Below are 14,713 nucleotides of genomic sequence, written 5' to 3'. Positions count from 1 at the left end.
GTTTCGCCTCTTGAAACCAGTCTGGGCATACCCATTTTTAAGCTACGGACGCGCTCGCTGTCGCCGACAGGGACATCGGGGCGCCGCTCAACCTGTCCATGGTGGAAGGTTGCCAAAACTTGCTGAATATCAGGAGTCATTCCATGCGTAATTTTGATCTTGCTCCACTTTATCGCTCTGCTATCGGTTTCGATCGCCTGTTTAACCTGCTGGAGTCCAACCAGAACCAGAGCAACGGCGGCTATCCTCCGTACAACGTCGAACTGGTCAGCGAAAACCACTATCGCATTACCATCGCGGTAGCAGGCTTTGCCCAGAACGAACTGGATATTACCGCTCACGATAACGTTCTGATTGTGCGTGGCGCACATCCTGAAGAGCAGACCGAACGTAAATATCTCTATCAGGGTATCGCCGAACGCAACTTTGAGCGCAAATTCCAGCTGGCCGACCATATCGTGGTCCGCGATGCACGCCTGGAAAATGGCCTGTTGAGCATCGATCTGGAACGCATCGTCCCTGAAGAGGCGAAACCGCGCCGGATTGAAATTCTGAACTAATCAGAATCAACGAGAAAAAAACGCCGCTTTCGCGGCGTTTTTTTATGGCTGCGGTGCAGCCATCGTGCGCAACGCCGCGCCGTTAAGGATGGGTGCGCATCGCCAGGCGCTGGCTCACCAGACCGCCGAAGACATTCACCAGCAGGCCGAGGATAATCACCGCTGCCCCTAGCATCTGCTGCGCCGAGAGGTGCTCCCCCAGCACCAGCGCGGCGCTGAGAATGCCGATCACCGGCACCAGCAGCGACAGCGGGGCGATGCGCCAGGTCTCATAGCGGCTAAGCAGGTTGCCCCAGATGGCGTAGCCAACGATGGTGGCGATAAAGGCGAGATAGATCAGCGCCAGTACCGTTTGCAGCGAGATGTGCGTCAGGCTGAATACTATCGCCTCTTCTCCCTCGAACAGCCAGGAGCAGGCGAAGAAAGGCAGCACCGGCACCAGCGCGCTCCACACCACCAGCGACATCACCGGCACCTTGCGATTGCGCAGGATAATCTTGTTGGTGATATTGCCCAGTCCCCACGACAGCGCCGCCGCCAGCGTCAGCATCATGGTCGTCAGCGTAATGCCCGCGGCCGACTGCCCCTCCATGCCCGCTGTCGCCAGCATAAACATCCCCAGCGTCGCGATCAGCACGCCGGCAATATGATTCCAGCGCAGCTTTTCCGCCAGCAGCAGCGCGCCCAGCAGCAGCGTGAAAAACGCCTGCGCCTGCAGCACCAGCGAGGCGAGCCCGGCGGGCATGCCGAGCTTGATGGCGAGAAACAGAAAAGCGAACTGACCAAAGCTGATGGTCATGCCGTAGACCACCAGCCAGCGCAGCGGAATGACAGGGCGAGAGACAAAAAAGATCGCCGGAAACGCCACCAGGGAAAAGCGCAGGCCCGCCAGCAAAAAGGGCGGCATCCCCTGCAGGCCGAGCTTGATCACCACGAAATTAACGCCCCACGCCACCACGACGCACAGCGCCAGCAACATATCTTTAACTGACATAACCTTTCCTCAGCCGTCAGGCGCTAACCGCCACGGGAGTGGCGATATCGGCATAACAGGCTTCGCCCACGATACGGCGATAGTCCTCTGCATCAAGGGCGATCGACTTCTCCAGCACACCGGCGTTGAACCACAGCGTGCCGACGTCGCGCAGGCGCGTATCGACGCGCAGCGCCAGCCGGTCATCAAAACTAAATGGCGGCACCGCGCCCATTACGCAGTCGGTCAGCGACTGCGCCATCTCGGGCGCGGCGAAGCTCGATTTTTTGCCGCCGATGGCGCGTGCGGCGCTTTTAAAATTGATTTTGCAGTCGCCCGGCACAATCGCCAGCAGAAAGCGCGGTTCGGCACCGTCTGGCATCGCGACCTCCAGCACCATCGCCTTCGCCGCCTGGTTAAGCGCATTGCCGCGCAGCGCGCTAATGGTGTCGGTCTGGCCGATAGCCTCATGTTCTACCACGCGATAGTCCGCTTCGTGCCGATCCAGCAGGTCGGTAATGTTTGCAAATGTCGTCATCTCTTCTCCTCGTCTTGCAAGGCTGCGCGCTGGGCGTCAGCTCCACGCGATGGCGTGTTTCATTTTTTTATCGGTCAGGCCAAAAAAGAAGCCCATAGTGATGCGGGTATCGCCTTCTACCCGATCGATCTCGTGGTAAAAGGCGGGATTAAACAGGTAGATATCGCCGCTGCGCGGCACGAACTCGCAGGTTTCGCTCTGCATCACCACGCCGCTCTGGTAGCCGAGTTCGCCCGGCGTTTTAAAGCGCTCGTCATCCGGCGACCATTTTTTGTTGAAAATGCGCAGCCCGCCGCCCGCGTTGCACTCCTGCAGGCAGACCACGCAGCTCAGCTGGTGCAGGATCTGCGTCACCGCCAGGCCCGTTCCTGCGGCGTCGCGGACGATATTGTCGTTGTGCAGCGGATTGGCGACGCCGTCGGCGTGGAAGCGCACGATGGAACCGGCGTAGTCCCCCAGGGCTGGCTCATGGGCGGTTTGCAGGCTCTCCAGCTTTAGCGCGTGGCGCACCCACTCATAGATCTGCAGGCGCAGCGCGGCGAGCGACGGCGGCAGCGACGGCGCGATATCGCGCCATTCAGTAAAGTAGTTCTCCGGGGCGGCGGTATGTTTCGCCAGATAGGGGCCGAGCGTAGTGAGCGCGCCGTTGGGATAGTGCGACACGCGGATCTGCTCGCGGCAGCGCTGCAAATCTGTCACCACCTCCTGACGATCTTCATCGGTCAGGAAGTTGCGCAGCACCAGCAGCGGCACGCGCGCCGTGACAATATCGTCCAGCCAGGTGCGTTCTACATACATGCTGGGATTGATCACGCGTATCTGATTGAAAATAGCCATGATATTTACTCCCCCAAAGGAATCTCGCGTAGTTCATGGTTAGCCATGCGTCGCCAGCCGGCGGCGTCGCCCAGGGTTGGAACAGGTTCAGACGAAATGTAGGTACAGCGCGCCTGCTGCAAAACGTGCAGCGTGAAGTAGTGCGGATAAGGCGTATCCTGCGGGTGCCACTGCCAGGCCCATGCCCGGTCGCGCGTCACGAAAATCGCGTTGCCGGCGCTGCCGCCTGGCTCGACCTGCGCCAGCTTGTCGCGCAGGTAGTCGCGCGTGAAGTCGGCCGGGGTGATGCGATCCACCAGATATTCCAGATATTCCGCCGAGTCAAAGCGGGAGGCCGCCATGCCGAGCCGGGCGTAGACCGTCGGCATAAAGCCGTTATGCATCATGTACCAGCGCGTGCCCGCGCTGTCGCGCAGCAGCGGGTGGGCAAACTCCAGGCCCTGGTTTTTACTCAGCGTGGCGTGGCGCACATGCACCGCCAGAAAGCGGCCTTTGATGCTGTCGACATCAATGTCGGGCAGCGCGTCGGCAAAGGGGCCGCTGCCGCGCAGCGTGCGGATCTCGCCCGCCTCCAGCCATAAACATCCCCAGCCGTTCGGGTGTTCTTTGATCGGCCCGTCATGACAGGCGGTTTCGCCGCAGCTCATGGCGCGCGCCGCCTCCAGCACCTGCGCCGCGTCGAATTCGCCCTGCGCCAGAATCATTCTGCACACAATAAATTTCCTTCTGAAAAGCGAGATGCCGCGCGCACCACGCTGTTAAAAACGGCCAGAATGTCGTCCCGGCCGGTGGCCGACAGGCGCAACGTGCCGAGAATGCCCGCATGGCGCGTTAAATCGGCATAGAGCGACGAGCGCCGCGACACCTGTAAGCCGGGAAAGGTCAGCGGCGGCAGCAGCGCGCCCTGATGATGTTCGGCGATCCAGCTTTCCGCCCGGCGGAGCTGGGCCGGCTGACGCAGGCGCAGCTGGCCAACGGCCCGCGGCGGCGCGGTGAAGCGCAGCGCGGGCATCTCGCCGCCCGCTTCAAGCCGGAACGCGACCGCCACCCAGTCGATGCCGGTTGTCTCTTCGACCAGGCTGGCAACGCCCATACCGGAGAGGCGAAAGCCCATCTCAAGAAAATGCGGCACGCCATCCACCATGATGAAGTCGATATGAAAGGCGCCGAGCCGGTAGCTGAAGGTTTCGCAGCAGAACGCCATCAGGCTGGCAAAGGCGGGCGGCAGCGTGCTGGCGGCAACGGCGACGTGGCCGGATTCGTAAAAACTGATGCCGCCCTGAGCGTCGCGATGTTGTTCGATCACTTTCTGGCAGCAGGTAAGGGCATAGGGATGCCCGTCGTGTACCACGCCCTGCAGTGAATACTCGTCGCCGTCCAGCCAGCTTTCGACGATAAACCCGCTAAAGCTGCGCCCGCCGTAGTTCATGGTCTCTTCCAGCATCCGCACCACGCCCGCCAGGCGTTCGGGCGCCTCCACCAGCCAGATCCCGAGCCCGCCGCCACTGTCTACCGGCTTGATAACGCAGGGATAGATCAGCGCCTGGTGGGCATCAAGAATGCTGAGAGGCGAGGCGAAAAACCGGAACTCCGGCTGCGGAAAGCGCGGCCAGGCTTTTTTCAGCGCCATCCGCTGGGCATATTTATCCAGCGGGATAAAGGTGCGCGGCGCATCGGGGCCAGCCAGTATTTCCCGCACCCGGCCGGCGCTGGCGTTGTAGGCTTCAAAGCCGGCCAGCACCACGCGCGGATGCTCCAGCAGCCCGGCATGCAGGCAGGCCTGCAGCACTTCCCAGGGATTTTCCGGCCGATCGAGGCGGACGATCAGATCAAACGGCAGCGTCAGGCTAAGCGACTGGTAGTCGACGAAATCACTCATCTCCGCCAGCACGGTAAAATAGCCGTCGCGCTTCGCCACCTCGCAGTAGGGGTTCTGGCCGTCGCGCGTGGCGCCTATTTGCAGGAAAATTTTTCTCATCGCTTCGCCTTACCGGGATCAGCGCCCGGAGATCACTTCGGTCACGGTATCCTGCAGGACGCCGTGGTTTACCTGAATCACCGCCTTATGCGGATCGAAGCGCAGCACGCGCGACAGCGGATCGGCGCTTTTGCCCTCCAGCAGCGAGCTCACCTGACTGCTGCGCCAGCAGTGGCGCAGCTGAGCAAGATCCAGTCCGGAAAGCTGGCCAAGCTGCTGCGCCAGCGCCGCGTCGTCGCGTTCGCCGGCAAGCAGCTGGCGAATCGCCGCCTCGCCCAGCCCGATCTGCTGCTGCGTCAGCCAGCTGCGCAGCTGGCTGCCCTGCGCAATAAAGGGCGAATAGATCATGCAAACCAGCTGGGTGTCGTCGAGGCCAAACGTCTCTTCGGCGAAGCGCGCCGCGCGCTGGCGCTGCTGTTCAATCGCCGCGTCGTCGCGATAGCGCGCCGCCATTTCGGCGATCAGCTGAGGCGGAAAATCTTTCTGCTCCATGAGTCCCAGCGCGAAGCGGACATATTCGCGAATGCCTTCGGCGTAGCTGCGCTGCAAGAGCGTTTCCGCGCGCAGGCCGCGAATATGCGCCATCAGCGTCGGGTTGCCGCAGTCCGATTCAGAAAAGCTGAACATAAGCGGGTCAAAGCGGAAGCGCATAAAGTCGTTGAGCAGCGCCCAGTGCGCGCCGGCTTCATAGGCGGTGTCCTGGTAGATATTAAAGAACAGCGGATCGCGCGCTAGCTGATGCATGATGCGGCGCGCGGGCGTCACCGCCTCCTCGCCGTGAATAGCGGCCGAGTAGCGCAGGGCCACGCCGTCGAGCGTCTGCAAAAAGCCGCGAAAGCCCTGATCTTTCTCCGCCGTCGGCGCGTCGAACAGGCGCGAAAGGTGCCGCGCCCAGGCGACATAGGCGGTCTGCTCCTGCGGCGAATCGCCGGTGATAATCATGTCCACGCCGCCGTTATAGTGTGCCGCCAGGCCAAACGAGTTAACCATGCTGAGGTTACAGGCGTTGCAGAAGGTGGAGCGCGCGTCGGCGCGGAAGCGGTGGCCGTTCATCAGCACGTCGCTGCGGTTTTGCTGGCGCACCGAGGCGGGCAGGGGAAGATGACGTTCGAAAGGGCGGATCTGCTGGCCGTCGACGATCAGACTTTCTACGAAGGCGTCATGGTGAATAGCCAGCGCGCGGTAAACGCGGTCGATATTCTCCATCACGCTGTCGCTCATGGCGGCGTGGCGGTTGGTGCTGATGCGCAGGCGAAAGGTATCGCCGCGCTGCTGCCAGATCAGGCCCTGGATGTAACGCACGTAGGCCACCATATAGCTGCTGTCTTTCCCGCCGCCGTAGGCGAGCAGAACGCAGTTGCGCGACAGATGCTCGCTGTCCGGCAGGGCGGCAAGCAGGCGATGAGAGCACCGTTTAGCGGAATCGATGATTGCCGGCGTCAGGTAGCCTTCAATTTCTCTCATCATGGTGGACAGATTATTCATTTTTCGCGTTTTCCTTTGGCTGATAAATTCGTTTATCTGCATGGAACCTGCTGATTCCATGAAAAACAGGCCATTAAGCGGTGTAGCAATGAATGCCTGGGCGAAGGCGGACGTCAGGGAGCCGGACGCGGCAAACGAGACGGTTGCGCGTCATAAATAATTAAGAGATGCAGCCTAAAGTACTTTGAATGTACTCTCTTGAATACGCACAGATCAGTACGATATGGGGTGGAACAGATGCCCGTTGAAACGGACCAGCAGGAGAGTCAAAGCAGTCGTTACCGCCAGATAGCTGAGCAGATCAAGCAGGCTATCCGCAGCGGATCGCTGCTGCCCGACAGCCGGTTGCCTTCGGTGCGCACGCTGGCGACGCAGTACAGCGTCAGCCTGACGACCGCGCTAAAAACGCTGCGCACGCTGGAGGATGAGCGCTTTGCGGTGGCGAAGCCGAAATCGGGCTTTTTCGTCGCGGCGCGGCAGGGGCACCAGGAGACGGCGCCGACGCAGCTGGCACAGCCGCGGCTTGTTGCGCCGCTGGATGAACAGACAGAGATGCACCTGGCGATCCTCGGCTCGGAGTGCCGCGTTCGTCTCGACCTGGCGAACGGCGACAGCTCGCTCTATCCGGTTAAAAAAATCGGGCTGCTGATGCGCCAGATGGGATACAGCAAACCGGCGCTGTTGGGCAACACCGTTAAGGGCACCGGCTATTTGCCGCTTAAGCATGAAATCGCGCGTCGCGCGGTGGAGTACGGCTGCAATATCAGCGCCGACGATATTCTTATCACCAACGGCTGTATCGAGGCGGTGTCGCTGTCGCTGCGCGCCACGCTCAGGCCTGGCGACGTAGTGGCGGTAGAGTCGCCCTGCTACTTCGTGCTGCTGCAGATGCTGCATAATCTCAACCTGCGCGTGATCGAAGTTGACGCCGGGCCGGAAGGCTACGTCGACGTCGAAAAACTTACCGCCTTGTTTCGCCGCCGTGCGGTACAGGCCTTTCTTACCATCAGCAACGTCAACAATCCGCTCGGCAAATCGATTCCCAACGAGCAGAAGGCCTATATCGCCCGTCAGGCCGATGAGAACGACGTGGTGATCGTCGAAGATGATATTTTTGGCGATACCGCATTTGGTGAGCGGCGGCCTTTTCCGATGCGCGCCTTTAGCCCCAACGCCATTCTCTGCAGCGGCTTTTCCAAAACCATTGCGCCCGGCATTCGCATCGGCTGGGTACACAGCGTCAACTACATGCGCAAGATCGCGTCGCTGAAATATACCTCGACCATGGGCACCTCAACGCTGTCGCAGGCGGCGATCGCCGAGCTGCTGCGCAGCGGCGGCTATGACGCCCATTTGCGCAAGCTGCGGCGCGAACTGGCCGGCCAGATTCAGCAGATGCGTCAGTCGCTGCTGCGCGAATTCCCGCCGGGCACGCGCGTTTCAGAGCCGGAAGGAGGCTATGTGCTGTGGGTGGAGATGCCGCACCGGGCGCTCAACGTGCGTGCGCTGTTCCTCAAGGCGCGCAACGCCGGTATCGGTATTGCACCGGGCCATATTTTCGCCACCGACGATCGCTACGACCACTGTTTTCGGCTCAACGCCGGCTTCGGCTGGAATGAAGAGGTGGAGCAGGCGATCCGCCAGCTGGCGCAGTGGTGTCGGGAGTCGCTGGTGGAGGTGAAAGAGGGGTAAGCGCCGGACACGCCGGCGCACGTTTAAAACTGCGAATCAAAGCTGCTCTGCAAACGCCTTTTCAACCTCTTCCGCCAGAATCGTCACCGCGCGCTCAATATTCTCAGCGTCCGGCACATAGTTCATGCGCATGCACTGATGCGTGTGCGGCCACGCCTGCTCCAGGCCGGGGAAGAAAAAGTGGCCCGGCACCATCAGAACGCCGCGCGCCTTAAGGCGCTGGTAAAGCGCTTCGGTGCTGATCGGCAGATCGCGGAACCATAGCCAGAGAAAAATCGCGCCTTCCGGCTTGTGGATCAGGCAGCGATCTTCTGACAGATGGCGGCGAAGAATAGCGATGGTTTCGGTCACTTTGGCCTGATAGAACGGCTTGATCACCTCCTCCGACAGCCGCAGCAGGTCGCCGCGCTGGATCATCTCCGCGGCGATCGCCGGGCCGATACTGCCGGGCGCCAGGCTGATAATGCCGTTCATATTACTGAGGGCGCTGATAGTCTTTTCGTCGGCGACGATAATGCCGCAGCGCGCGCCGGGCAGACCGAGCTTCGACAGGCTCATGCAGAGAATAATATTGGGATTCCACAGCGGACGCGCGTCGCTGAAAATAATGCCGGGAAAAGGCACGCCGTAGGCGTTGTCGATCAGCAGCGGCACATCGTGCAGCTGCGCCAGCGCGTCGAGCTGCATCAGTTCGTCGTCGGTCACGACGTTGCCGGTCGGGTTGGTAGGACGCGACACGCAGATCAGGCCGATATCGTCATGCATCGGCAGATGTTCGAAATCAACGTGATATTTAAACTGGCCTTCCGGCAGCAGCTCAATATTGGGTTTGGCGGAAACGAACAGCCCTTCGTCCAGTCCGGCATCGGCATAGCCCAGGTATTCCGGCGCCAGCGGAAAGAGCACGCGCTTTTTGCTGCCGTCGGCGCGGCGGCCGGCGAACAGGTTAAACAGATAGAAAAATGCGCTCTGGCTGCCGTTGGTCAGGGCGATATTTTTCGCCGTAACCGGCCAGCCCAGTTCGCTGCTGAGCAGCGTCGCCAGCGCGTTCAGCAGCGTCGCTTTGCCGCGCGGGCCGTCATAGTTGCAGAGCGCTTCGCTCAGCTTGCCCTCGTGATGCATCTGCTGCAGCAGCTGCTGAAAATAATCATTCATCGCCGGGATCTGCGCCGGGTTGCCGCCGCCGAGCATAATAGTGCCGGGGGTACGCAGGCCTGCGCCCATATCTTCCATCAGACGTGAGATGCCGGTGGGCTGGGTAAACTTGTCGCCGAACTGAGAAAAAGACATATAGAAGTTAAAAATGTGTGACGAATGGGGGATCAACGATAACGCCCGCCAGCGGCGGGCGCAATGGAAAGGGCAGATTACTTAAGTATGTCTGGGTTAACGCAGTTCTTTTCCACCTTACCGGTCAGCGCGGCGATCAGGTTTTCCACCGCGTCCTGCGCCATGCCGTAGCGCGTTTCGTGGGTGGCGGAACCGATATGCGGCAGCGTTACCACATTAGGCAGCGAGAAGAGCGGCGACGCGGTCAGCGGCTCCTGCTCGAACACGTCAAGGCCCGCCGCGTGGATGGTGCCCTCTTTCAGCGCGGCGATCAGCGCCTCTTCGTCTACCACCGGGCCGCGTCCGGCGTTGATCAGGATGGCGCTCGGCTTCATCAGCTTCAGCTGTTCCGCGCTGATCATATGGTGCGTCTGCTCGGTCAGCGGCAGGCTGATGCAGACAAAGTCGCTCTCTTTCAGCAGCGTTTCCAGATCGCAGCGCTGCGCGCTAAAGCGCGACTGCGCCTCTTCATGTTCGCGACGCGCGTTATAGAGAATCTTCATGCCAAAGCCGAAGTGCGCGCGCTGCGCCAGCGCCATGCCGATGCGGCCCATGCCGAGAATGCCGAGGGTCTTGTGGTGTACGTCGATGCCGAATTTATCCGGCCCGATGCTTTTGTTCCACTGGCCCGCTTTCACCCACGCGTCCAGTTCGGTGACGCGGCGCGCGCTGCTTAGCACCAGCGCCATCATGGTGTCGGCCACCGTTTCGGTCAGCACCGTCGGGGTATGCATCAGCAGCACATGACGCTGGTTGAGCGCCTCGACGTCGAAATTGTCGTAGCCTACCGATACGGTCGAACAGGCGCGCAGCTTCGGCATTTTTGCCAGCAGCTCGCCGTCGACCTTGCCGCCGGAGCCGATCAATCCCTCAGCCTGCGCCAGCGCGTCAGCGTGCTGCTGCTGGCTTTCCGGCGACAGATCTTTGATTTCGGTTACGCTGAAGTGGGCGTCGAGCCGGGCACGCAGATCGTCCGGCAGGCTTTTATACAGAATCACGGATGGTTTCATCGTTCGCTCCCTGTAAAACGTGTGACGGGCGACACGCAGGTCGCCCGGAGAAGAGGGTCAGCGCTTACGCTTTCAGGCGTGTTTCGCGCCGTGCAGCGGCGGCGTTTTGTTTTCCGCGGGCTTGACGATCAACGTCAGCCACACCGATACCAGCAGCGCTGCGCCCATGAAGATATAGGAGGCCGCCGGACTGCCCGTCGCTCCATTAAGATAGCCGACAATCCAGGAACCGACGAACGAACCGAGCGCGCCCATGCTGTTGATCAGCGCCATCGCGCCGCCGGAAACGTTGCGCGGCAGCATCTCTGGAATGATGGCGAAGAAGGGGCCGTAGGGCGCATACATAGCGCCGCCCGCGATCACCAGCAGCGCGTAAGAGAGCCAGAAGTTGTCGGAGCCGACCAGATAAGAGCCGAGGAACGCCAGCGCGCCAATCAGCAGCAGCGGCCAGACGAAAAGCTTGCGGTTCTGCATTTTATCCGACGCCCAGGAGACAACGATCATCGCGATGGTCGCCGCCAGATAAGGCACCGCCGACAGCCAGCCCGCTTCCACCATGCCCATCTCCGTGCCGTTGCGCAGAATCGACGGCAGCCACAGCACAAAGCCGTAGACGCCGATGCTCCAGGCGAAATACTGCATGCAGAGCAGGATAACGTTGCGGTTGCGGAACGCTTCGCTGTAGTTGCGCACCGCTTTGATATTCTCCTGCTCTTTTTTCAGCTGGGCGGCCAGCGCGGCTTTTTCTTCCGTGCTCATCCAGCGCGACTGCTCAGGCTTATCCTGCACCATAAACCACCAGGCGACAGCCCAGATCACCGCCGGGATCCCTTCGAAGATAAACATCTCGCGCCAGCCGAACGCGTCGATCAGATAGCCGGAAACCACCGACATCCAGAGCACCGTAACCGGGTTACCGAGGATCAGAAAGGTATTGGCACGCGAGCGCTCCGATTTGGTGAACCAGTTGCTGATATAGATCAGCATCGCGGGCATCACCGCCGCTTCCACTACTCCAAGGGCGAAGCGGATCGCCGCCAGCATCGGGATATTGCTCACCACGCCGGTCAGCGACGCGCAGACGCCCCACAGCACCAGGCACCAGAAAATCAGTTTTTTCACGCTGCGGCGTTCGGCGTAAACCGCGCCGGGGATCTGGAAAAAGAAGTAGCCGAGAAAGAAGAGCGCGCCCAGCAGCGAGGACATGCCCTTGGTGATGCCAAGGTCGTCGTTGATGCCGGCGGCAGAGGCGAAGCTAAAGTTTGCTCGATCCAGATACGCCAGACTGTAGGTGATAAACACGATGGGCATGATATACCACCAGCGTTTCGGCGCGATTGTCTGCGTTTTCATGCGGTTCTCCTCTGATATTACGGTTCGGATGCAGGCTAGAAATCGCCTAACTCGCTGCGCGTTGGCAGCCCTTCGCTGTCGCCGATCACCTGAATCGCCAGCGAACCGATTCTGTTGCCGCGCTTAATCGCCTGCGGCAGCGTTTTACCTTCCAGCAGCGCGCTGATCACGCCGACGGCGAAACCGTCGCCCGCGCCAACGGTGTCCACCACGTTCTCGACGCGGATCGCCTCAACCTGGCCCTGCTCGCCCTGCGCGGTTTTATACCAGGCACCGTCGCAGCCGGTTTTAATCACCACCGCTTTTACCCCTTTATCGAGGTAGAAATCGGCGATCGCTTCCGGCTGACGATAGCCGGTCAGGATATAGCCCTCTTTTTCGCCCGGCAGCACCCAGTCGGCATATTCCGCCAGGTGGTTGAGCTGCTGACGCATCTCCTCTTCGCTGCGCCACAGCACCGGCCGCAGGTTAGGATCGAAAGAGATGGTTTTGCCGCGCGCGCGCATCTCTTTCGCGCTGTGCTTCAGCAGCGCCAGCGAGCTGGCGGAGAGCGCCGCGGCGACGCCGCTCAGATGCAGATGGCGCGCGGCGCCGAAGTAGTCGCTGTTGAAATCGTCAACGGAGAGATGGCTGGCGGCGGAACCTTTACGGAAATATTCCACCAGCGGATCGGAGCCGTCATCCACTTTGGATTTCAGCTGAAAGCCGGTGGGGTAGCGCGCGTCTTTCGTCACCTGACGGTGATCAACGCCTTCGCTCTCCAGCACCTGGCAAATAAAGCGGCCGAAGCTGTCGTCGCCGACGCGGCTTACCCAGCCGACCTTCAGACCGAGACGCGCCAGGCCGATGGCGACGTTAAGCTCCGCGCCCGCCGCGCGCTTGATAAAGGTTTCAGCGGCGGCGAGATCGCCGGTTTCACGCGCGACGAACATCGCCATCGCTTCGCCGATGGTGACGACGTCCAGCGCGCCGTTATGCAGAGTAGTCATCTTCTCTCCTTACAGAGTGCGCAGCAGCGACACGTAGTGGCGCGTCACTGCCAGCAGATCTTCGCCTTCCAGCGGGAATTCGATGCCGCGCGGGGCGTCGTTCGGCAGCTGGCGCAGCAGGCCGCGCCAGTCCGCGTTCGCCTCATCCAGCGCCACCGCGCGATAGCTGTCGCCGTGCGGCTCCGCCGCCTTGACGTGAATATAACGCACGAAACGCCCGAGCTGCGTCGCCGCCGCCTGCGCATTCTCCTGCGTCCAGAGCCAGTTGCCCATATCGAAGGTCATCGTCACCGGCAGGTTCGCCTGCTCCACCGCCTGGAAAAAGCGCAGCGAAGGTGCCAGCTTGCCGCTGAGGGTCTGATCGTTTTCTACCGTCAGCTCTGGCTGGTAGCGTTCGCCGATGGCGCGCAAATCCGCCGCGTGCAGCTCGCCGCTGAATCCGCCCAGCGCCAGCTTGAGGCGCTGCGCGTTGAGCTGCTGAGCTTCTTTAAGGTAGTTCTCCAGCTGGGGATTTAACGCGCCGTCGTCACAAAACAGCGTGTCGGGTACCGAGTAGCTGGCGTGCAGCTGATGGTGCTGAATGGCCTGGGCCAGCGCGGGCAGGTTGGCAAGCGTCGCGGCGTCAAAGAGTTCGCGACGGATTTCGACGCCGTCGGCGCCGGCCTGCTGGATCAGCGGCAGCAGCGCCTGCTGACCACCCAGCGCGGCGACCTGTTGCTGTCCGTAGGCGGCGGTCACCACAATAATTTCAGCGTTCATCGTCACTCCTGAAAGGCGCGTTAAGCAAAAGTTACAGGGAAAACGTTAATTGGAACCGGTTCCAAAGCAAAGGAGCAGAGGCTGAAACTATGATCGTGCTCACGAAGCGAGCACGAGAGAGGGAGAAAAGAGGAGGGGTCAGGCGAGAGGCTGGCTGGAGCCGCGCACCACCAGTTCGCCGGAAAATACCTGTTCGGCGGCGGGGCCGGCGCTGCCTTCGATGCGGGCGATCAGCCGCTCCAGCGCCGCATAGCCGATCTGCCAGGTGGGCTGGCGCAGCGTGGTAATACCGACGCCCGCCAGCGCCGCCCACTCCAGCTCGTCGAAGCCGAGCAGACCGATATTTTCGCCCCAGCGCAGGCCGACGCGCTGCATCGCGCGCGCAACCTGTAGCGTCATGGCGCCGTTCGCCACCATCACCGCCGCGCGTTTTCCGCGCTGGCGTTGCGCGTAGTCAAGCAGCAGCGCATCCAGCGCCGCGGGCTGATGCAGCGGCACCTCTGCGTTTTCGTGCGCAATGTGCGGCCAGGCGGCGAGGCGCTGACGGAACGCCTGCAGGCGTTCGCGGCGCGTGTTGACGCTGCCCAGCGGCTCGCTTAAAAACAGCAGCGCCTCATAGCCATTATCAAGCAGATGCTGCGTGGCGATCTCCGCGGCCTCGGCGTTGTTCAGGCCGACCACATCGCAGGCGAAATCGGGAATTTTGCGGTCAATAAGCACCATCGGCAGCAGCGACTGCTGCAGGCGGCTCAGCGCCTCTTCGCGCATGCCGACGGCGTTCACTACCACGCCTTCCACCTGATAGCTGCTCAGCAGCTGCAGATAGTGCTGCTCCAGATCGACTTCATTGTTGGTGTTGCACATCAGCAGCGTAAAGCCGCGCTCGCGGCAGGCGGCTTCGATGCCGCACATCACGTCGACGGAGTAGGGATTGGTGATATCCGCGATAATCAGCCCGATCAGCCGCGTGCGGCCGCGCTTCAGCCCGCGCGCCATCTGGCTGGGGCGATAGTCGAGTTCGGCAATCGCCTGTTCGATGCGGGCTTTTAAATCAGCGGAAAGAAGATGCTGCTCGCCGTTGAGATAGCGAGACACGCTGGTTTTACCGGTTCGCGCGCTGCGAGCGACATCGCTAATGGTGGCGCGAGGCGGTCTGTTCTTCATGTCGGTACCTGTAGAAAGAGAAACAGGCAGAGACTAGCACAGCCCC

At 61.2% G+C, this 14,713-nt stretch carries 14 protein-coding genes; 2 read left to right on the top strand and 12 right to left on the bottom strand.

Features of this window, described 5'->3' with window-relative positions:
* Positions 1 to 143: 143 nt before the first annotated feature.
* The gene (ibpA, locus tag MHZ97_RS14640; RefSeq protein WP_033755460.1) at positions 144 to 560 is read left to right on the top strand and encodes a small heat shock chaperone IbpA; all 417 of its coding nucleotides are present in this window, start codon (positions 144 to 146) and stop codon (positions 558 to 560) included.
* A gap of 82 nt (positions 561 to 642) precedes the next feature.
* Here ibpA and MHZ97_RS14635 read toward each other — a convergent pair whose 3' ends face one another.
* Genes MHZ97_RS14635 through MHZ97_RS14610 form a run of 6 tightly spaced genes read right to left on the bottom strand, consistent with a single transcriptional unit; the run spans position 643 to position 6,371 of the window.
* Complete coding sequence (locus MHZ97_RS14635) at positions 643 to 1,554, bottom strand: EamA family transporter (protein ID WP_103797112.1); 912 nt, start codon at positions 1,552 to 1,554, stop codon at positions 643 to 645.
* Positions 1,555 to 1,570: 16 nt separating this feature from the next.
* The gene (locus MHZ97_RS14630) at positions 1,571 to 2,071 is read right to left on the bottom strand and encodes a YbaK/EbsC family protein (protein WP_239315209.1); all 501 of its coding nucleotides are present in this window, start codon (positions 2,069 to 2,071) and stop codon (positions 1,571 to 1,573) included.
* Positions 2,072 to 2,107: 36 nt separating this feature from the next.
* Positions 2,108 to 2,908 (bottom strand): hypothetical protein, encoded by an 801-nt coding sequence (locus tag MHZ97_RS14625; RefSeq protein WP_239315208.1) that lies wholly within the window; start codon positions 2,906 to 2,908, stop codon positions 2,108 to 2,110.
* A 5-nt stretch (positions 2,909 to 2,913) separates the two neighbouring features.
* On the bottom strand, positions 2,914 to 3,612 hold the full coding sequence (locus tag MHZ97_RS14620) for a class II glutamine amidotransferase (protein WP_103797114.1): 699 nt from the start codon (positions 3,610 to 3,612) through the stop codon (positions 2,914 to 2,916).
* On the bottom strand, positions 3,609 to 4,886 hold the full coding sequence (locus MHZ97_RS14615; RefSeq protein WP_239315207.1) for an acetyl-CoA carboxylase biotin carboxylase subunit family protein: 1,278 nt from the start codon (positions 4,884 to 4,886) through the stop codon (positions 3,609 to 3,611). Before MHZ97_RS14615 ends, MHZ97_RS14620 begins: the two co-directional genes overlap by 4 nt.
* A gap of 18 nt (positions 4,887 to 4,904) precedes the next feature.
* Positions 4,905 to 6,371: a hypothetical protein gene (locus tag MHZ97_RS14610; RefSeq protein WP_239315206.1), complete on the bottom strand. Its 1,467-nt coding sequence runs from the start codon at positions 6,369 to 6,371 to the stop codon at positions 4,905 to 4,907.
* A gap of 237 nt (positions 6,372 to 6,608) precedes the next feature.
* On the opposite strand from MHZ97_RS14610, the gene MHZ97_RS14605 reads away from it, so the two are divergent.
* Positions 6,609 to 8,063, top strand: coding sequence for a PLP-dependent aminotransferase family protein (locus MHZ97_RS14605; protein WP_239315205.1), 1,455 nt, complete (start codon positions 6,609 to 6,611; stop codon positions 8,061 to 8,063).
* 36 nt (positions 8,064 to 8,099) lie between these two features.
* Here the strand turns inward: MHZ97_RS14605 and MHZ97_RS14600 are convergent, their stop codons facing one another.
* The 6 genes from MHZ97_RS14600 to MHZ97_RS14575 all read right to left on the bottom strand — a co-directional run bounded on the left by MHZ97_RS14600 (position 8,100) and on the right by MHZ97_RS14575 (position 14,667).
* On the bottom strand, positions 8,100 to 9,353 hold the full coding sequence (locus MHZ97_RS14600) for a valine--pyruvate transaminase (protein WP_239315204.1): 1,254 nt from the start codon (positions 9,351 to 9,353) through the stop codon (positions 8,100 to 8,102).
* A gap of 77 nt (positions 9,354 to 9,430) precedes the next feature.
* Positions 9,431 to 10,402, bottom strand: coding sequence for a glyoxylate/hydroxypyruvate reductase GhrB (ghrB, locus tag MHZ97_RS14595; protein WP_103797117.1), 972 nt, complete (start codon positions 10,400 to 10,402; stop codon positions 9,431 to 9,433).
* Between the two features lie 72 nt (positions 10,403 to 10,474).
* Positions 10,475 to 11,755 (bottom strand): MFS transporter, encoded by a 1,281-nt coding sequence (locus MHZ97_RS14590; protein WP_239315203.1) that lies wholly within the window; start codon positions 11,753 to 11,755, stop codon positions 10,475 to 10,477.
* Between the two features lie 35 nt (positions 11,756 to 11,790).
* The gene (locus MHZ97_RS14585) at positions 11,791 to 12,744 is read right to left on the bottom strand and encodes a sugar kinase (protein WP_239315202.1); all 954 of its coding nucleotides are present in this window, start codon (positions 12,742 to 12,744) and stop codon (positions 11,791 to 11,793) included.
* A gap of 9 nt (positions 12,745 to 12,753) precedes the next feature.
* On the bottom strand, positions 12,754 to 13,503 hold the full coding sequence (locus tag MHZ97_RS14580; RefSeq protein WP_239315201.1) for a sugar phosphate isomerase/epimerase: 750 nt from the start codon (positions 13,501 to 13,503) through the stop codon (positions 12,754 to 12,756).
* Between the two features lie 138 nt (positions 13,504 to 13,641).
* Positions 13,642 to 14,667 carry a LacI family DNA-binding transcriptional regulator gene (locus MHZ97_RS14575; protein ID WP_103797121.1) on the bottom strand — a complete coding sequence of 342 codons (1,026 nt, stop codon included), beginning with the start codon at positions 14,665 to 14,667 and terminating at the stop codon, positions 13,642 to 13,644.
* Positions 14,668 to 14,713 lie beyond the last annotated feature (46 nt).

The sequence above is a fragment of the Pantoea sp. ACRSC genome (genome assembly GCF_022346785.1).
Taxonomy (GTDB): Bacteria; Pseudomonadota; Gammaproteobacteria; order Enterobacterales; family Enterobacteriaceae; genus Pantoea; species Pantoea alvi.
Note: the sequence above shows the minus strand (reverse complement) of the source record. Positions and strands in the feature narration are given on the sequence as shown.